The following is a 17,616-nucleotide window of genomic DNA, read 5'->3' as shown; positions in this document are numbered from 1 at the left end:
CCAAGTAAAAGATTCCAATTCTTTTATTATAGCTCAATGGGGATTTATAAAAAAGTTTTTCATGAAAATGGTCATAAATTTCAAAAGCTGTCGAATGATGTAATAGAGTATTGCATAAACCAACCTTACAGCATATAATAATGAAATTAGTGGAATCGAAAGGATACAGACATGGATAATAAGGGTTTAAATCAAGAAGAATTTTTAAAGATTTTGATGTACGCTCATGATATTGGTGAAAATTCAAATGATGTCACAACAAAAGAAATGCTTGAAAATCTGATTGCTCATATTCGAAATGGTCTTGTTTCATAAAAGTGACCCCCTGCTAGTGATGGCAGGGGGTTTTTGTATGCTTTTAAGAATGGAATGAACGCTCCCGGCATACGATGTCATTACAAGCATAAGGAGTATGGGGAGCTGATGGTGTCATGAATATTGCGATTGCAGGCTGTGGGTATGTGGGGCTTGTGACAGGTGTGTGTTTAGCGGAGGCAGGACATGATGTGGCGTGTATTGATATTGACCGCCGAAAGGTCATGCAGCTGAAACAGGGAACTCCCCCAATGTATGAGCCAGGGTTAAAAGAGCTATTGAAACGCAATCTTGAGCAGGGACGAATTCATTTTCACATAAATGGAGCGGAAGTCTACCCGCGGGCAGATGTGTTAATGATTGCAGTCGGCACCCCGCAGCAGGCAGATGGCCAAGCTGATTTACAGTATGTGTTTCAGGCTGCAAAAGAGATGGGCTTAAAAGCAAAGTCAGGGGCGATTCTTGTGGTGAAAAGTACGGTGCCTGTCGGAACGGGAGATCAAATCGATCAGTTGATCCATCAAGAATTAGGACGGAAGGAGCCACTAGCGATTGCATCTAACCCAGAATTTTTACGGGAAGGCTCTGCCATTTCAGATACATTGAGGGCGGATCGGCTTGTGATTGGAGCTGAAACAAAAGCCGTATTAGATCAGCTGGAGGACATGTATGCTGATTTCCACCTTCCAATGGTCAAAACAGACCGTAAAAGTGCTGAAATGATCAAGTATGCATCAAATGCATTTCTGGCGACAAAAATCAGCTTTATGAATGAGATTGCCTCCATTTGTGAAAAAACAGGGGCTGATGTTGAATGGGTGGCGCAGGGAATGGGGCTTGATCAGCGGATTGGTTCTTCCTTTCTCAGAGCGGGCATTGGCTACGGAGGCTCTTGTTTTCCAAAGGATACAAATGCACTTGTCCAAATTGCAGGGCATGTGTCCCATGATTTTGAACTGTTAAAGGCTGTGATTAAAGTAAATAATGAGCAGCGGGCAGGTTTTATCCGAAATATTCAGGAGCGGCTGGGGGCAGCTCTTGAAGGGAAGCGAATTGCGCTTCTTGGTCTGTCCTTTAAACCGAATACAGACGATATGAGGGAGGCACCATCTATTCCGATCGCTCATGAGCTCCATCAATTAGGTGCGGAGCTTGTGGCGTATGATCCTGTTGCTGCCCGGCATGCAGCTCGCGAGCTGCCGGATCAAGTTTTATTTGCTCAAACGATTGAGGAAGCGATCAAGGATGCCGATGCGGTCTGTCTATTAACAGAGTGGGCGGATATTCAGTCGTTTCCACTCGCTTCCTACAAGAAATGGATGAAGCGGCCGCTTATTTTTGATGGACGAAACTGTCATACACTTGAAGCGGCAGAACAAGCAGGGGTCGAGTATCATTCGATTGGGCGCAGATCAGTTTCTCCAATTTATATGTAAAAGAAAACCGATAACAGTGAATGTTATCGGTTTTTACGAATGCGGCAGAATGAAGCCACCATATAAGAAAGCAGCCACAATAAGAAAGGCAGGGTGCAGCTTGAATTTGGTCATCAAGAAAAAGGAGATCGCAGCAATGGTGAGCGATTGCGTCCAGCCGATGGCTTTCACTGCATCTCCGCCGATCTCCCATGTTAATAAAAGCATCATCATCGCAATGACAGGCTGAACGGATAAGGTCATGCCTTTAACGACGGAAGATTGACGAAAGCGGTCAATCAGCTTGAGCAATAAAATCAGCCCAACAGCGGACGGCAGTACAGTGGCAAGCAGTGCCACGATAAAGCCTGGCCAGCCCATGACGTCATAGCCGACATATGCTGCAATCTTCGTAGCGATTGGCCCCGGCAGTGCATTGGCTAAGGCCAGCATATTGGAGAATCCTTCGTTCGTCATCCAATGAAAATGATTGACGATTTCTTCATAATTGAGCGGGATAGATGCAGGACCACCGCCATATCCTAATAGATTGGATAAAAAGAATGCCCAGAATAAAAAGAGAATCAGGATCATGAAGACACTCCTTTCTCTTTATTTGACCGATTCCAATGATTTTTCAGTTTAAAATGAAAAGTGCCATAAAATAAAAAGATCATCACGATGATTCCTGGATGAATGGACAGCACTTGCAGTCCAATAAAGGCAAGAAGGAATAGAGCGACCCCGAAGATCATGTCGAAGCCTTTCAGCGCTTTTTGTCCAAACTCATATGCCATGATGCCGAGTAGAACGGCAATGACCGGGGTCACAGCACCAATCATATTTTGAATGATTTGTGAGGAGCTTAAAACGCTGACAAGTGTAACAAGGGCTACCATGGCGAGACATGTTGGTAAAATATGAGCAGCTGTTGCGACAATTGCGCCAGATACGCCCTTTAATCGATAGCCGAGGTATGCTGACATTTTGGTTGCGATCGGGCCTGGTAATGCATTGGCGATGGCGAGTGTTTCTCCGAATTCGTCATCGTTGATCCATTGATATTTCACCACCGCTTCATGGCGAATAAGCGGTATGACGGAAGGGCCTCCGCCAAAACCGAGAATCCCGGTTCGCACCATAGCGATAATGAGTTCGATATATGATTGCAAGTGGTTCAACTCCTGTCTACAATTTCATGCCCATGCGGCTTTTGTATCGTTTAATGAGCATTTGGCAGTCCACACTGACAACGCCTTCTAGCGGGTATAGCTTTTTTGTCAGGAAAGTCTCCATTTCCTGTTCATGTTGAAAAATGCCATGCATATGCAGCTTGCTTGGTCCTGTCATGTGATAAAGGCTTGTGACAGCCGTTTCCTTTTCAAGCTGAAGGGCTACCGCTTCTAAAAATTTCGGCTCTACCTCTACATTAAAGAAGACAGAGACATGAATGCCGACCTTCGCGGGGTTAATTACAGCGGTGAATCGTTCAATGACCCCTGCTTCAATGAGCTGCTGAATGCGGGCTTGTACAGCAACACGTGACAGACCGACCTGTTTGCCGAGATCTGTATAAGACATGCGCCCGTCCTCGTGTAATAGGGATAAAATTTGTTTATCTCTTTCGTCTAATGTTAGGTTTGGAATGCTATAGTCTTTTGACACCGTATAACCACCTTTCTTCTGTTGATATTCTATCATATTTTATTACGAATAGAATGTATAATTTGTTATTTGCTATCGAAAGGAAAATATTACGGGGTGAAAATCGTCTTTATGCATAAAAAACACCCCGGGCTCACCGGGGTGACTTCATTTATTGATCTGGACTGCTTTCTGCACTGGCAATTTGCTGTGCAAGGTCAGCTCGATCAATGTCTGCTTGGAAGAATTCCTGCGTATTTGGCAGATGTAAATTCATATGGCGTTTTTGAGAAATGCGGATGGTGACTTGATCAACGGTGTAATCAAATACGTGTCCGCCAACACTTCGATCTTCATCAATAAAATGAAGATGATATCCACTCACCGCAATGCCGTGTGCATACTGCGGTGTACGGAAGCCTGCGATCGTACCTTGAATATCCTCAAAGTCGAAAATAGGCTGTGACTTGACTGCTTCTACCATTGGAACGTAAGGTTTTTCCTGTTTTTCAACCGTACGTGTTTGAACCTTTTTGAAAGATCCATCAATGCGGACCGCATAAAAGATATTCTTACTTGGTAAGATGCGGTCGATTTCTTCTTCCAGCTCTTTGGATGTCATAGGTGCATCAATTCGATGAACGATATCTGTTTCAAAGAATGCTAGAGAGCAGAATGGTGAATAATCTTGATTGGTGACCGGTGTCGCTGTTCCATCCGAGCGCAGCCGGTAGAATGCGCCGTCAAAGCCGATCAGCTCTCCATCTAATTGATTGAACGTACCGATGCCAAAATCACCGTGTTCAGGAATATGTGCGAGGGAGAAATCTCCATCATATACGGCTTCCAGCAGGGAGGTCATTGTCGATACTTGATAGACCTCTTGCTGTTTGTCATGCTGTCTTGTGTCATTCTGTTGATTCATTGGGTGCATCATACCCATAACCGCTCACTCCTTTAATGTAATGTATCGAAGTCTTATCTGACGTTCATTGCATGTTTCTTGCGAAAGACTTCTGGCCATTTTTGACTGGCGAGGTCAGGGTTGTCTTGATAGTCAATCGGAATATCAATAATCACGGGTCCTTCTATGTTTATACCCTTTTGAAGGACGGTTGAAAGCTCCTCAGGTGAGTTGACCCTTAGTCCAGTCGCTCCAAAGCTTTCCGCATATTTCACTAAATCGATCTGCCCGAATTCAACGCAGGATGTACGGTCATATTTCATTTCCTGCTGGAACGCGACCATGTCGTATGTGCTGTCGTTCCAAACAAGGTGAACGAGGTTTGTTTTCTTCCGGACTGCTGTTTCTAGCTCCATTGCGGAGAAGAGAAAACCGCCATCACCTGAGACCGAGATAATCTTTTCATCTGGATTCATGATAGAAGCCGCAATTGCCCATGGTAATGCGACGCCTAATGTTTGCATGCCGTTACTCACCAGGAATGAGTTCGGTTCATAGACGCGGAAGTGACGGGACATCCAAATCGCGTGAGATCCGATATCACACGTGACCTTCGTGTCATCAGGAATCAGACGTCTCAATGTATGAATGACATCCAGCGGGTGAGCTCGATGACTTTCTCTTTCTGGTGCCTTTTCAATGTCGCTTAATAGCTCCTGTAATTCAGTGACTAATTCTATGTTCTCTTTGCATAGAGAAAGAGGAACACTGTCATGCGCTAGATGTTTGACCGTTTCAGAAATATTGCCTACAAGTTCAAGCGCTGGCTCATAAAAATGGTCAATATCTGCCTGCATGTCATCAACATGGATGATTTGGCGCTGCTGCGGCTGAAGATTCCAATGCTTCGGATCATATTCGATTGGATCAAAGCCAATGGTCAAAAGGACATCTGCTTGTTCAATGAGAAGGTCACCCGGCTGATTACGGAATAAGCCGATTCTGCCTACATATTGAGACTCGAGCTCTCTTGAGAGAACGCCGGCTCCTTGGTACGTTTCAACAAATGGGATACCAAGTGTTTTTAATAATGCTCTTGTGGCATTTGCAGCAGCTGGACGACTGGCTTTCATTCCCACAATCGCAATAGGTAAGTGTGCATTTTGAATTTTGGCGATAGCCGAACTGATGAGAGCATCCGGTGCAGGACCTAATTCTGGAGAAGGGTGAGCAGACACTGCTGTTTGTGTGGTGTGTTCTGTCACGACATCTTGTGGAAAGCTGATAAATGCTGCTCCAGCCTGCCCTTTTTGTGCCGCGCGAAAAGCATTCGTTAATGCTTCTGGTATATTATGAACGTCTTGTACTTCAACGCTATATTTTGTGACTGGTTTGAATAATGCCGCATTGTCGAGTGATTGATGTGTTCGTTTCAGACGATCCGCACGAATGACGTTTCCAGCGATTGCGACAACAGGATCACCTTCTGTATTGGCTGTTAATAGACCTGTTGCTAAATTAGATGTACCAGGACCTGATGTGACGAGACAAACACCTGGTTTGCCAGTTAGTCGTCCGACAGCAGCTGCCATAAAGGCTGCATTTTGTTCATGTCTGCATAGGACAAGCTCTGGACCTCTGTCTTTTAATACATCAAATACAGCGTCAATTTTTGCACCTGGAATGGCAAAAACATGGGTCACACCTTGAGCAATCAGCGTATCAACAATCAACTCTGCTCCTCGTCTTGTTAGGGGTTGTGCTTGAGATTTCATTTACCCCGCACTCCTTTCGGCAAGTAAAATTTTTTATGAAAATATATTTTCATGATATGATTTACTATACATTTCATAAAATAAAATTTCCAATATATGTTTAACGTAGTTTTGATATGTTTCACGAATAAGTGTGTGAGGAGTGAAAGGATGGAACTGAGACATTTGCAGTATTTTGTCACAGTAGCGGAGGAGCTGCATTTCGGCAGAGCAGCCGCGCGGTTGAATATGACACAGCCTCCACTTAGTCAGCAAATTAAGCAGTTTGAGGAAGAATTGGGTTTTCCTTTATTTCACCGGTCGAAGCGGGTGGTGGAGCTAACAGCAGCTGGAAAGGTCTTTTTACATGAGGTTCGGGGAGTGCTGCAGCAGCTTGATAAAGCGGTTGATCATGCCCGTCATACAGCAAGAGGAGAGCTGGGGAAAATCATCATAGGTTTTGTTGGAACGGCAACATATGATATTCTGCCGCCCGTTGTACGTGAATTCAGGGAGCTGTATCCCTCTGTCAGTATTGAGCTGCAGCAGCTTTCTGTCCCGCAGCAGCTAGAAGCACTTTTAAATGGTGAGATTGATATCGGTTTTTTACATCCTACATCGCCGCATGAAGAGCTAGTTAGTCGTTTGATGAAGCAGAGTGAATGTATTTTTGCGATTCCAAAAAATCATCGATTGGCTCAAAAAGAGACGGTCACGATTGAAGATATCCGTCATGAACCGATTATTTCTTTATCACAGGAATCATGGCCGTCTCTTTATCAGCACTTTGTCCTGCTATGTGAAAAGTACGGGTTTTCTCCAAATATCGTGCAGGAAGCGGCGGAATATCAAATGATCATTGGCCTCGTCACAGCAGGAATCGGTATTGCAGTGATTCCAAAATCAGCCCGGCGTTTATTTAATCTGGATGTTGTATATCGGGCCATTGAGGATGAACAGCTTCTGGCGGAATGGACGATTTCCTATAGACGGGAAAATCATAATCCTGCTTTATTTCATCTTGTCCACCATATCCTGCATCGCACCGAGCTGGAATAAGAGGTATAGGGAACGGGTTATGGTATGATGTCGTTACATTAAAAGGAGGCGTTCCTGAATTGATTACATTGCAAATGGATCAGCTGTCACGAAAAGAGGCATATAAACTATTATCTGGATCTATCGTCCCAAGACCGATTGCATTTATTACAAGTCTGTCTAAAGAAAATATCGTCAATGCCGCACCATTTAGTTTCTTTAATGTCATCAGCGGACACCCGCCGCTCATTGCGGTTTCTATCGGACGACGTGATGGTCAGATGAAAGATACTGCGCAGCATATCATCGACAAGAAAGAGTTTGTCGTCCATGTGAGTGATGAAGACATGATAGAAGATATTAATGAAACAGCTGCTACATTGCCTCGGGAAGAGAGTGAGCTGGATCGCACCGGACTTCATCAAGTAGAGAGTCATGTCATTTCAGTGCCGGGAATCAAGGAAGCGCGCATTCGTTTTGAATGTCAGCTGGAAAAACATCTGACCTTTCAAAATGATGAAGGGGAGATCACAGTTGATCATATCATTGGCCGGGTTGTATGTGCACATTTAGATGAGGCTGTTTATGATGCAGAAAAAGGCTATGTTTCTACTAATGAACTGAAACCAGTCGCTCGCCTAGCAGGTAATGATTATGCCCATTTAGGCACGTCATTTGTGCTGAAAAGACCACAGTAATAGGAAAACCCCCGAGGGAAATCGGGGGTTTTCTGTTTATTTCTTCTGTTCTAGTTTGAGTGGAGCTGCGATGTTCTTTTGTACCTTTTTCCCTTTTAATACATCGTTTGCAGCACCGACTGCCAGTTGACCGATCAGCTCTGGCTGCTGCGCAACCGTTGCAGAGAGCTTTCCTGCTTTAATTGAGCTGAGTGCATCTTCGTTTCCGTCAAAGCCAACGACAAGAATGTCTTTCCCAGAGCTTTGAATCGCTTCTAGTGCGCCAAGTGCCATTTCATCATTGTGGGCAAAAACGGCTTTGATGTCAGGGTTTCCTTGAAGGAGGTTTTCCATGACATTCAGTCCTTTTGTCCGGTCGAAGTCAGCAGCTTGTTTTGCTGTCACTTTTAAATCTTTATCCGCTATTTGATGGAATCCTTTTCCACGCTCACGTGTAGCGGAAGCGCCTGGTACGCCTTCTAATTCAGCGACTTTTGCTCCTTTGCCAACCTTGTCAATGATAAAGTTAGCTGCCATTTCTCCGCCTTTGACGTTATCTGAGGCGACAAGTGCTTCTACCTTTCCACTTTCGGCTGAGCGGTCTAATGTGATGACAGGTATATCTGAAGCGTTTGCTGATTCGACAGCGGTTGATATGGCAGATGAATCCGCTGGGTTGATGAGCAATGCGTCGACGCCTTGCTGAATAAGGTCTTCTACATCACTTGTTTGTTTAGCTGAATCATTTTGTGCATCTGCAATCACGACTTCAATGCCTAGCTTTTTCGCTTCTTTTGTCACACCGTTTTTCAGAGAAACGAAGAATGGGTTATTTAACGTCGAGATCGACAGCCCAATTTTGATGTCTTTTTTCTTGCCATCCTTTGATGACTTGGCCCACTCCGGCGGTTCAAGTGAGCAGGCAGAAAGCATGAACAATGAGAGAGTCAGGATGAGAATAAGATATTTTTTCATAGCGGCTGCCTCCTTAAGCAGATTTCTTTCTGTCTAATAGGACTGCAATCAAGATGACAATCCCTTTCACAACAGATTGATAGAATGATGAAACGCCAAGTAAGTTCATACCATTGTTCAGGACACCGATAATGAGTACCCCGATGAGTGTGCCGACAATTCGACCTCTTCCGCCGGACAGGCTTGTCCCGCCAAGTACGACGGCAGCAATGGCATCAAGCTCATAGGATGTACCAGCTGTTGGCTGCGCTGAATTTAGGCGAGATGTTAAGATCGCACCTGCTAAGGCAGACATGAAGCCTGCTAATGAATAGATCATAATTTTCACGCGCGGTACTTTGATTCCTGAGATGAGAGCCGCTTTTTCATTCCCGCCGATGGCATATGTTCTTCTGCCGAAAGGTGTTTTATGAAGCAGTACCCAAAGTACGATAAAGGTGAGAAGCATCGTGATCGCTGGAACAGGAATGCCTAAGAAATATCCGCGGCCGAATAACTGAAATGCATAGTTAGAGCCAAGCCCAGTAATCGGGTTTCCGTCTGTATAAACGAGTGTCAAACCTCTGAAAATTGTCATCGTGGCAAGCGTTGCGATAAATGGAGCCATCTTGCCTTTTGTGATTAAAAGACCGTTGATCATCCCAAGAACGGCACCGATGATACAGCCGACGATAATGGCTAAAATCGGATCCATGCCAGAAACGATAAAGCCGGCAGTCAGGGCACTGGACAGTGCAAGAATAGCACCGACTGATAAATCAATACCTCCAGTTAAAATAACAAACGTCATGCCAAAGGCAATGAGGGCATTAATGGAGATTTGTCTCAGTAAGTTTAAGATGTTTAATGGCTCTAAAAAGGCCGGGTTTAAAATAGAAACAATGGCGACAAGGATGATGAGTCCTAAGAATGGCCCAAGCTTTTGCATGATGTGATCAAATCGTCCATTTGAAGTAAGTGGTTTCATGTTACTTCCCTCCTGTAGCTAGTGTCATAATTCGTTCCTGCGTTGCTTCTGCTTTGTCTAATTCTCCGCTGATGGCTCCTTCATGAATGACGAGCACTCGATCGCTCATCCCGAGTATCTCTGGGAGTTCAGAGGAGACCATTAAAATGGCAACGCCTCGATCGGTCAGTTCATTCATTAACTGATAGATTTCTCGTTTCGCTCCGACGTCGACACCTCGTGTCGGTTCATCTAAAATCAAGACCTTCGGCTGTATGCCGATCCATTTGGCAATGACGACTTTTTGCTGATTTCCACCAGACAGGCTTCGGGCAGAGATGTCAGAGGAAGCCGTTTTAATCGTCAGTCTTTTAATGAGCAGGTCGACAAAATCCTGTTCTGTTTTCTTATCAATCAGTCCCTTTGGAGAGAAGCTTTTTAAGTTTGGCAGACCGATGTTTTCTCGGATGGATGCATCAAGCATCAATCCTTCATCCTTGCGATCCTCTGTGATAAAGCCGATGCCGAGCTTGACGGCATCACTTGGTTTTTTAATAACAGCCTTTTTTCCATGCACCCAGATTTCTCCTTGGTCAAGAGGATCGAGGCCAAACAGTGACCGCATCATTTCGGTCCGGCCAGCACCCATTAAGCCTGCAACACCGACGATTTCTCCAGCCTTAACTGAGAAGCTGATATCTTGAAATTGTCCTTTTCTCGTTGCTTGTTTCACCTCAAGGACAATGTCTCCTGTAGAAGGCGTTCGCTCAGGATATCGATCTGTCAATTCACGGCCGACCATTTTTTTGACGACTTCATGGAAATTCGTTTCAGGTATGGCTTTCGTATCGACCGTTTTCCCATCACGCATGATCGTAATCCGGTCACAGATTGCAAAGATTTCCTCCATACGGTGAGAAATATAGACAATGGAAACGCCTTCTTTTTTGAGAGATTCAATGACCTGGAAGAGCTTCTCGATTTCCCGTTCCGTTAGAGCTGCTGTCGGCTCATCCATGATGATGACCTTTGCATCGGTCATTAATGCTTTTGCAATCTCAATCATCTGTTTTTGTCCAACAGAACAGCTGCCTGCTTCTTGTTCAAGTGAGAGATTCACAGACAAACGGTCCAGCTGCGTTTGGGCGAGGGTCTTCATTTTCTTAGTATCTAGCAGTCCGAGTTTCGTATAGATTTCTTTCCCGATGAATAGGTTCTCCAAGACGGTCATATCCGGCCATATGTTGAGCTCCTGATGAATGAAGGCGATGCCGTGCTGCTCCGCTTCCTTCGGATTTTTGAAAGCGGTTTCTTTTCCGTCGATTTGTATCGTTCCTTGATCTAAAGAATAAAGACCTGTAAGCAGATTCATTAAAGTTGATTTTCCCGCACCATTTTCACCCATGAGTGCGTGGACTTCACCTGTGACGAGGTCAAAGGAGACCCCGGAGAGAACGGTGTTTTTTCCAAAAGCCTTATGGATGTTATGCATCTCTATGTTCATATCTGGCTCCTCCTTTTAAAAGATGACACCGGCATGAAGAATGCAGTTTGCGTATGGGGTGGCTTCACCCGTTCGAATGACTGCTTTTGCCTGTTTGGTCATGTCTTTGAACGTCTCGTGGTCTACTTCATGTAATGGATTTGAGAGCGCTTTCTTGAGAAATAAATGATCTCGTTCATTGGCTTCTTTGATTTCACTAGCTACAGTGATGTTTTCAACGGCCATTTCCTGAAGAAGGAGGGAGGTGACCTCCTGAAAGGATGGTGTGCCGATTGATAACGCCAGGTCGATTTTGACTGGACCTTCTGGGATAGGGAGACCACAGTCTGCGATGACGATTGTATCTGTGTGGCCAAGGTCAGCAAGCACCTTGGCGATATGGCTGTTTAGGATGCCGTTTTTTTTCATTTCTTTTTCTCCAATTCTTCTCTTGTTGGCATGCCGCCTTGTGCGCCAAACTTTGTGACGGACATTGATGCGGCAAGATTGGCAAAGGCAAGTGCGTCATAGAGGGATTTGCCTTCTGTTAGAGCGACAGCCAAGGCTCCGTTAAAGGTATCACCAGCTCCTGTTGTATCGACTGCTTCGACAGGAACGCCTGGAACCAACACTTCTTTCGTTCCATCAAAATATCGAACCCCATTTTTTCCTTCTGTGATCAGTAATTTGTTAGGGTATTGACGCAAGGCATCTCTGGTTGGCAGCCCATCAAACATCAGAACAGCTTCATGTTCATTCGGTGTAATGTAAGCAGCCTGATCTAAAACCTGCTTCGATACTTTACGGGCTGGTGCAGGGTTTAAAATGACAGGGATTTCTTTTTCACTGCAAATGGTGCAAACCGCTTCGACCGTTTCTTCAGGTATTTCCTGCTGGATGAGAACCATCCCAATATCATCAATTGTAGAAAGAGCATCACTTACATAGTCAGGAGTGACCTCGTCATTTGCCCCTTTGACCACAACAATGCTGTTATCACCTTCTGCTAAAATGATATGAGCTGTGCCGCTCTCCATTTCGGTAACCGGTTTCATATATGAGGTACGGACACCTTGTGCTTGTAAATTGCTAAGAATATCATGGCCATAAGCGTCATCACCAACTCGGCCGACCATATATACATCTGCACCGAGTCTGGCGCTTGCGACTGCCTGATTGGCACCTTTCCCGCCTGGGACCGTTTTAAACGATTCGCCTAAAACTGTTTCACCGGCATTTGGCCGTTTATCTGAAGTGATGACTAAATCCATTGAACAGCTTCCTACTACAACAATATGACTCATTGTGAATCCACCTTTCTTGTGGTCTCTCGTTCAATAAAAGAGACGGGCATTTGAATAACTGGTTGATCTATCGGTTGTTTCTGAATCGCTTTGATTAACAGCTGTGCCGCTTCTTTTCCCATCTCATAGGCGGGCTGCCTTATGGTCGATAAGGAAGGGAAGAGCAACTCACTTTGCGGAATATCATCAAATCCAATGATTTGAACGTCTCCTGGAATCGCTTTTCCGATTCGAAGCGCTTCATGGATGACCGCTGTTGCGACGATATCATTGCTGGCAATGATTCCATCTGTTTCAGGGTACAGCTGGAAAAGGGCCTTGGCACTTTTTCGGGCTTCTTGAAAGGAAAAGGAAGCATTAGACATCACATGAAAGTCGACACCTGTTTTCGTGAGAACATCGAGTGCGCCTTTGAATCGCTGCCGCGCTGTTTGCAGATGGGCAGGTCCTTTTAACAGTGTGATCTGCCGGCTGCCGCGTCTGATTAATTCCATTGCCGCCATTTTCCCGCCAGCTGCAGCATCTGCAAAAACAGAAGGTGCATGTGGAACCGTTCGATCTAAAAACACAACAGGTAGATCATCATCATTGTATATATCTGATTCAGGTTCATTTGTGACCGCGATGACACCGACTACTTGATTTTGTTTAAAGGTTTGTAAGTATGCCATTTCTTTCTCTCGATCTTCATCACTGTTTCCGAATAATAACCGAAAACCGTGCGCATGAATCTCATCCTCAACGCCTCTAGCAAGCTGAGGAAAGAAGGGGTTTGTGATATCAGGCAAGATTAAGCCGATTAAGCGTGATTCTCTTTTGAAAAGGGATCTAGCCACTTCATTGGGAAAGTAGTTCAACTCCTGCATCGCTTGCGTCACGCGGGTTTTCGTATCTGAATGAACATATCCAGTATCATTGAGCACGCGTGAAACAGTGGCAACAGACACTTGTGCAGCTTTTGCAACATCTTTAATTGTAGCCAATGGAGAGCCTCCCTTCATAAATGTGTAACCGTTTACACACATAGATTATCACGAAAGCATCAAAATGACAATCTAAAAAAAATAAAAAAAGAAAAGAAAGAAGGCTTCTTCCTTTTCTTAACTAATAATACCTGTTTGTGTAATGTTCACTTTCACTTTTGGAATGATTTTCACCTTCGGATAATCGGTGACCCAGTTCATTTTTATATATTCATCATAGTGTTTTACCCTATATTTTCTGCCAAGGCTTAGGACGTCAGAATTTGCTTCTTGCAGGGCCGCAATGACTCTTTCGGCGTCTTTAGTCAAAATAGCTGACAGCTTTTTATTTAACATTTTAATTTTCTTGTCTGTATCTAAATTATCTTTCGGATATTCAATAATAGAGGTATTGAATTCAAACTCAAGAGAGAAGGTTACGTTTCGATGATCAGGATTGACGATTTTAATGTCTCTCTTTGTATCGGTAACTTGAATGCTGATGTAATTGTTCTCCTTTGATTTCATATCACTTCTTACTTTTTTTGTGAAGTTTGCATAACTGCCCATTTTTCCATCCATGATGGTGAGCAGAATGGCATCCTGCGCATAAAGTTCACCTTTCTTTTTCTCATTATCAAATAAGGCGACCCCCCTTACACTCGTTAACTTTTTTGAATTATCGTAGTAGAGTAATGGCAGTGTGAAATCCTCGCCGGTTTGCAGCATTTTGGACCGGATGTTTTGAATGTTCTTAGGTGCAACTTGTGAGGAGCGTGATGCAGAAGTGATCAGGTTGTTTAAATAGTCGCTCACAATCAGTTTTTCCTTGAGCAGAGAATTGATTAAGTCCACACAGCTCCCGCCTTGCACCACCGCCAAGTTTGCGAGCAAAGGGCTTTTGGGATCGCGATAAAACATATCTAAGTAAGGGAGCAGTCGGTTTTGGGCAAATTCATCACCGATTAGCAGCACCCGCATTTTCGACAAATCAATTTTTTGGTCTACACTCCGGCTAAAGTTGCTTCTTGCTTTTCTTAAAGTAGGCGCCTCGGTTGTGAGAACAGTAGTTAAATAACTGCCAGTATTCCCTTGCTGCATACTTTGAGATTGCTGCACCTTTCGATAGGTAATTGAATATTTCGCATTGTCATCTTCTCCTTGATCAACGGCTGAAGTTAAAACAAGAGAGATGTCTTTTAATAGGTTTTGATCCCAGCAGCCAGGCATGAAAATGAGAGAAACACACATAAGCAGCGTCAACATGTACTTATGATGCATATGATTTCACCTTCTTTTTGCGGTGTTTGATCAAGATGATAACGGCCATTATGATCGGAAGTGTGTAAATAAATGAATATTGTGCAGCGGTAGTGAAGTCGTTGAATCGCTGTATTCTAAAGTTATCAGTTGAGAGAAAACAGCTTGCAGCATAAATCAAAATGGCAAAATAATAGACATATTTTTTGTGTTTTTTTTTCTTCAGTATACTCGACACACCATTTGCACAAAAGTACAGGTAATTACTTAGTGTGGCTAGAATGACAAAGACCCAAAAGCTTAGGAAAATTAAATCTGTCCGCTCAATGACACCGAATGTAATGGTTTTTAACAGATACAAAACAGGATTCGGGATGACATCAAGCTCAGCCGGGCTGAAAAACATAAAACAAATTAATGTAATAAATAGGTAGTAAAGCGTCGTGCATATATTTGAAATGGTCATCACTTTATATCGTTGCTTAATGGTGCCCTTCATCAGTGGAGAGATGATCAAAATCATCTCGAATCCATTCATTGACAGTACCACGTCCTTCAATCCAAGCTGAAATTGAGAGATATCCGTTTGGAAAAAAGGCAGGAGGTAATCAATATTGGTTCCTTTCAATGAATAGAACATCAATAGAGAGAGCATGAGCAAAAAAGGAGTTAAGATAAAATTAAACCTGACAATGGCTGTAATTTGCTCCTTTGCGATATAGACAATGCATATCATCAGTAATAGGTTAATCACCCAGTTTGGTGTGAGCGGGAGCACCCATATGCCAAGAATCCTTGTGAATATAGAAAGGACCACAATGCAAACCGAAGCAAAGTATACCGTATAAAGCACGACCAAGGTGCGTCCAATCCATTTTCCAAAGACCTCAATCAGCGTTTGAAAGAATGACGTTTCTGGATATTTGTAGATGATATAAAGAAAAATGGTATTGATGATCTGGATGAAAAAACAAGCTAAAATAATTGCCATCCAGCCATCGTGTCCCATGTCTTTCATCAGCAAATGGGGGAGCGCTAAAATACCAACACCAATTTGAGACTGGATGATAAAAAAAACAGCTTGAGGTGGAGATATTTTATTTTTCATTTTTCTTTTCCCACCCTCTCAGTTCTTCAATTTGTTTTTTCTTCTGCGGATTTAAATAAACAGGGCGGTTTTTGTACATCCACATTGGGAGTCGAACTACAGTATCTTTTAAATCCTGCCAGTTAAAAGGAGTAACAGATGATAAATATGGTACCCCTAGTGATTCTAAGCGGCATAAATTCATGAGAATAATGGCGAGCCCAAATGAAATGCCAATAAAACCAAACATTGATGCCATAAACATGAGCGGGAAACGAAGCATCCTGATGGTGGACGTCATTTCAAACGATGGAAGTACAAATGAAGCGACAGCCGTCACAGCGACTACAATCACTTGGACATTCGAAATAAGTCCTGCTTGTACAACCGCATCCCCAATGACCAAACCACCTACGATTCCAATGGTCTGCCCGATTGGTTTAGGCAGACGTACCCCAGCCTCCCGTATAAGTTCAATCGTGATCTCCATCAGCATAGCCTCTATCAATGGAGGAAAAGGAATGCCAATAATAGAGTTCTTCATCGTAATAGCGAGTTCATCTGGGACAACCTCATAATGAAACGCAATAACAGCAATATAAAAAGATGGCAATATAACTGCGATGATGCAAGCAAGATAACGAAGAATACGAATAAACGTAGCAGGAATCCAGCGGCTGTTATAATCATCTGGTGACTGAAAGAAACTAAAAAACGTGATAGGCAGAATGATGGCCATTGGACTGCCATTCATGAGTACGACTATCCTGCCTTCAAGGATCGCAGATCTCACCTTGTCTGGACGTTCTGTGTCAATCAGCTGCGGGAAAATAGAAAATGAATCTTCCTCAATTGCCTCAACGATAGAGCCAGGACTTATCAGTGTGTCTACTTTAATAGAAGAAATCCGTCTGTTGACCTCTTCGACCTTTTCTGGATTGGCAATATCAGATATATACACCGTCGCAAGCTTTGTTTCCGATTTTGTACCGACCTTATGATATTGAATGGCGAGCTTCCGATCATTTAAATGCGAACGCAGTAAGTAGATATTGGTATCAATACTTTCAACAAACCCATCATGTGCGCCGGCGATAATACTTTCAGAAGATGGCTCCGAAATAGAGCGCAGCGGCGGCTGTCCGACAGCAAATAGCTTGATTTGCGAGGAGTTTTCATCAAGAAAGGCAATACTTCCTGCAATAATACTGTCTGTGATCAGCGTCAAGTCGCCTGTTTCAAGTGTGCTAAGAGATTTTGTATAATCCTGCTTTCCAGGAGGGCCTAACAAGTTTCCGATAATGAAATCATTTAGCTTTCCTTCATCTATTCTTGTTTTAATAAAAAACAGCGCAGATTTCGTTTCATTCACCATCAACTCTCGGTATTCAAAATCGCCGCTTTGCTGAAATGTTTTTTTTAGGATACGGATTTTTTCCTCAAAGCTTCCTGATAAAAAGTGCAGGCGTGTTTGCTCATTATTGTTTGGCATCTTTAGCCTCCTCTCACAGATTTTTTATCCATAGTGTAAGCGGAGAAGCGAATTTTATTCGTCACCTTTGGGGAAAGCATGACATGAGCTGACAATTTTCAACTAAATTCATATTAAAAATGTTAAGAAATGATGAATCTTGATAAAAACAAATGAATAATGTTTCATTGTTTAGGTCATAAGGTGCGAATCTCGTAAAGAGAAGGTACACCGAAACGATCAATATTTTACATCTTATCCCAATTTTTTGTGACCTGAAAATAAGCAGATGACTTGATTTTTTTAGATGTGACCTTTGTCATAGGTCAACGCGCAGCAATCTGACCAATGAGAATGACTTTCTAACCTGTTCATTCAAAA

Annotated in this window: 18 protein-coding genes; 4 read left to right on the top strand and 14 right to left on the bottom strand. The window is 43.4% G+C overall.

The genetic code is table 11. The annotated features are described in order from the left end of the window. The first annotated feature begins 171 nt into the window (after positions 1–171). Together AWT60_RS00260 and AWT60_RS00255 are read left to right on the top strand one after the other, a co-directional pair. The gene (locus tag AWT60_RS00260; protein ID WP_003214884.1) at positions 172–315 is read left to right on the top strand and encodes a YwzD family small protein; all 144 of its coding nucleotides are present in this window, start codon (positions 172–174) and stop codon (positions 313–315) included. A gap of 116 nt (positions 316–431) precedes the next feature. Next, positions 432–1,751, top strand: a complete 1,320-nt coding sequence (locus AWT60_RS00255; protein WP_041108113.1) for a UDP-glucose dehydrogenase family protein — start codon at positions 432–434, stop codon at positions 1,749–1,751. A 33-nt stretch (positions 1,752–1,784) separates the two neighbouring features. On the opposite strand, the gene chrA is transcribed toward AWT60_RS00255, so the two are convergent. The 5 genes from chrA to alsS form a co-directional block, all read right to left on the bottom strand. Continuing rightward, complete coding sequence (gene chrA / locus AWT60_RS00250) at positions 1,785–2,324, bottom strand: chromate efflux transporter ChrA (RefSeq protein WP_256928141.1); 540 nt, start codon at positions 2,322–2,324, stop codon at positions 1,785–1,787. After that, positions 2,321–2,902, bottom strand: coding sequence for a chromate efflux transporter ChrB (chrB, locus tag AWT60_RS00245; protein ID WP_256928140.1), 582 nt, complete (start codon positions 2,900–2,902; stop codon positions 2,321–2,323). The genes chrA and chrB overlap by 4 nt, the downstream gene beginning before the upstream one ends. A 16-nt stretch (positions 2,903–2,918) precedes the next feature. Beyond that, positions 2,919–3,395, bottom strand: a complete 477-nt coding sequence (gene chrS / locus AWT60_RS00240) for a chromate efflux transcriptional regulator ChrS (RefSeq protein ID WP_024426311.1) — start codon at positions 3,393–3,395, stop codon at positions 2,919–2,921. 151 nt (positions 3,396–3,546) lie between these two features. Then, positions 3,547–4,317, bottom strand: coding sequence for an acetolactate decarboxylase (gene budA, locus AWT60_RS00235; protein WP_024423683.1), 771 nt, complete (start codon positions 4,315–4,317; stop codon positions 3,547–3,549). A gap of 35 nt (positions 4,318–4,352) precedes the next feature. Continuing rightward, positions 4,353–6,053 (bottom strand): acetolactate synthase AlsS, encoded by a 1,701-nt coding sequence (gene alsS / locus AWT60_RS00230; protein WP_218676720.1) that lies wholly within the window; start codon positions 6,051–6,053, stop codon positions 4,353–4,355. Positions 6,054–6,203: 150 nt separating this feature from the next. Between alsS and alsR the strand changes: the two genes are divergently transcribed. Together alsR and AWT60_RS00220 are read left to right on the top strand one after the other, a co-directional pair. Next, entirely contained in the window at positions 6,204–7,091 is an 888-nt protein-coding gene (alsR, locus tag AWT60_RS00225; RefSeq protein WP_041108107.1) for an acetoin biosynthesis transcriptional regulator AlsR, read from the top strand. Between the two features lie 59 nt (positions 7,092–7,150). Beyond that, positions 7,151–7,768 (top strand): flavin reductase family protein, encoded by a 618-nt coding sequence (locus AWT60_RS00220; RefSeq protein ID WP_041108105.1) that lies wholly within the window; start codon positions 7,151–7,153, stop codon positions 7,766–7,768. Between the two features lie 36 nt (positions 7,769–7,804). Here the strand turns inward: AWT60_RS00220 and rbsB are convergent, their stop codons facing one another. The 9 genes from rbsB to AWT60_RS00175 all read right to left on the bottom strand — a co-directional run bounded on the left by rbsB (position 7,805) and on the right by AWT60_RS00175 (position 17,256). Further along, positions 7,805–8,722, bottom strand: coding sequence for a ribose ABC transporter substrate-binding protein RbsB (gene rbsB / locus AWT60_RS00215; protein ID WP_041108103.1), 918 nt, complete (start codon positions 8,720–8,722; stop codon positions 7,805–7,807). Positions 8,723–8,735: 13 nt separating this feature from the next. After that, entirely contained in the window at positions 8,736–9,689 is a 954-nt protein-coding gene (gene rbsC / locus AWT60_RS00210; protein ID WP_024423678.1) for a ribose ABC transporter permease RbsC, read from the bottom strand. Between the two features lies 1 nt (position 9,690). Further along, positions 9,691–11,172 (bottom strand): sugar ABC transporter ATP-binding protein, encoded by a 1,482-nt coding sequence (locus AWT60_RS00205; RefSeq protein WP_076840219.1) that lies wholly within the window; start codon positions 11,170–11,172, stop codon positions 9,691–9,693. Between the two features lie 15 nt (positions 11,173–11,187). Continuing rightward, complete coding sequence (rbsD, locus tag AWT60_RS00200; protein WP_076840217.1) at positions 11,188–11,580, bottom strand: D-ribose pyranase; 393 nt, start codon at positions 11,578–11,580, stop codon at positions 11,188–11,190. After that, positions 11,577–12,455 carry a ribokinase gene (gene rbsK / locus AWT60_RS00195; protein ID WP_218676719.1) on the bottom strand — a complete coding sequence of 293 codons (879 nt, stop codon included), beginning with the start codon at positions 12,453–12,455 and terminating at the stop codon, positions 11,577–11,579. Before rbsK ends, rbsD begins: the two co-directional genes overlap by 4 nt. Continuing rightward, positions 12,452–13,438: a LacI family DNA-binding transcriptional regulator gene (locus AWT60_RS00190; RefSeq protein WP_076840214.1), complete on the bottom strand. Its 987-nt coding sequence runs from the start codon at positions 13,436–13,438 to the stop codon at positions 12,452–12,454. Before AWT60_RS00190 ends, rbsK begins: the two co-directional genes overlap by 4 nt. Positions 13,439–13,555: 117 nt before the next feature. After that, positions 13,556–14,698, bottom strand: coding sequence for a Ger(x)C family spore germination protein (locus AWT60_RS00185; RefSeq protein WP_076840213.1), 1,143 nt, complete (start codon positions 14,696–14,698; stop codon positions 13,556–13,558). Next, positions 14,688–15,785: a GerAB/ArcD/ProY family transporter gene (locus AWT60_RS00180; protein WP_076840212.1), complete on the bottom strand. Its 1,098-nt coding sequence runs from the start codon at positions 15,783–15,785 to the stop codon at positions 14,688–14,690. The genes AWT60_RS00185 and AWT60_RS00180 overlap by 11 nt, the downstream gene beginning before the upstream one ends. Next, the gene (locus tag AWT60_RS00175; protein ID WP_076840210.1) at positions 15,775–17,256 is read right to left on the bottom strand and encodes a spore germination protein; all 1,482 of its coding nucleotides are present in this window, start codon (positions 17,254–17,256) and stop codon (positions 15,775–15,777) included. Before AWT60_RS00175 ends, AWT60_RS00180 begins: the two co-directional genes overlap by 11 nt. Positions 17,257–17,616 lie beyond the last annotated feature (360 nt).

Source organism: Bacillus sp. F2HM (genome assembly GCF_019266135.1).
GTDB classification, from domain to species: domain Bacteria; phylum Bacillota; class Bacilli; order Bacillales; family Bacillaceae; genus Bacillus; species Bacillus safensis.
Note: the sequence above shows the minus strand (reverse complement) of the source record. Positions and strands in the feature narration are given on the sequence as shown.

What these genes read in the sequence shown, in the direction of transcription:
- AWT60_RS00260 (WP_003214884.1), top strand. Translation starts at nt 172, where the DNA reads ATGGATAATAAGGGTTTAAATCAAGAAGAATTTTTAAAGATTTTGATG.
- AWT60_RS00255 (WP_041108113.1), top strand. Translation starts at nt 432, where the DNA reads ATGAATATTGCGATTGCAGGCTGTGGGTATGTGGGGCTTGTGACAGGT.
- chrA (WP_256928141.1), bottom strand. Translation starts at nt 2,324, where the DNA reads ATGATCCTGATTCTCTTTTTATTCTGGGCATTCTTTTTATCCAATCTA.
- budA (WP_024423683.1), bottom strand. Translation starts at nt 4,317, where the DNA reads ATGGGTATGATGCACCCAATGAATCAACAGAATGACACAAGACAGCAT.
- alsS (WP_218676720.1), bottom strand. Translation starts at nt 6,053, where the DNA reads ATGAAATCTCAAGCACAACCCCTAACAAGACGAGGAGCAGAGTTGATT.
- alsR (WP_041108107.1), top strand. Translation starts at nt 6,204, where the DNA reads ATGGAACTGAGACATTTGCAGTATTTTGTCACAGTAGCGGAGGAGCTG.
- rbsB (WP_041108103.1), bottom strand. Translation starts at nt 8,722, where the DNA reads ATGAAAAAATATCTTATTCTCATCCTGACTCTCTCATTGTTCATGCTT.
- rbsC (WP_024423678.1), bottom strand. Translation starts at nt 9,689, where the DNA reads ATGAAACCACTTACTTCAAATGGACGATTTGATCACATCATGCAAAAG.
- AWT60_RS00205 (WP_076840219.1), bottom strand. Translation starts at nt 11,172, where the DNA reads ATGAACATAGAGATGCATAACATCCATAAGGCTTTTGGAAAAAACACC.
- rbsD (WP_076840217.1), bottom strand. Translation starts at nt 11,580, where the DNA reads ATGAAAAAAAACGGCATCCTAAACAGCCATATCGCCAAGGTGCTTGCT.
- rbsK (WP_218676719.1), bottom strand. Translation starts at nt 12,455, where the DNA reads ATGAGTCATATTGTTGTAGTAGGAAGCTGTTCAATGGATTTAGTCATC.
- AWT60_RS00185 (WP_076840213.1), bottom strand. Translation starts at nt 14,698, where the DNA reads ATGCATCATAAGTACATGTTGACGCTGCTTATGTGTGTTTCTCTCATT.
- AWT60_RS00180 (WP_076840212.1), bottom strand. Translation starts at nt 15,785, where the DNA reads ATGAAAAATAAAATATCTCCACCTCAAGCTGTTTTTTTTATCATCCAG.
- AWT60_RS00175 (WP_076840210.1), bottom strand. Translation starts at nt 17,256, where the DNA reads ATGCCAAACAATAATGAGCAAACACGCCTGCACTTTTTATCAGGAAGC.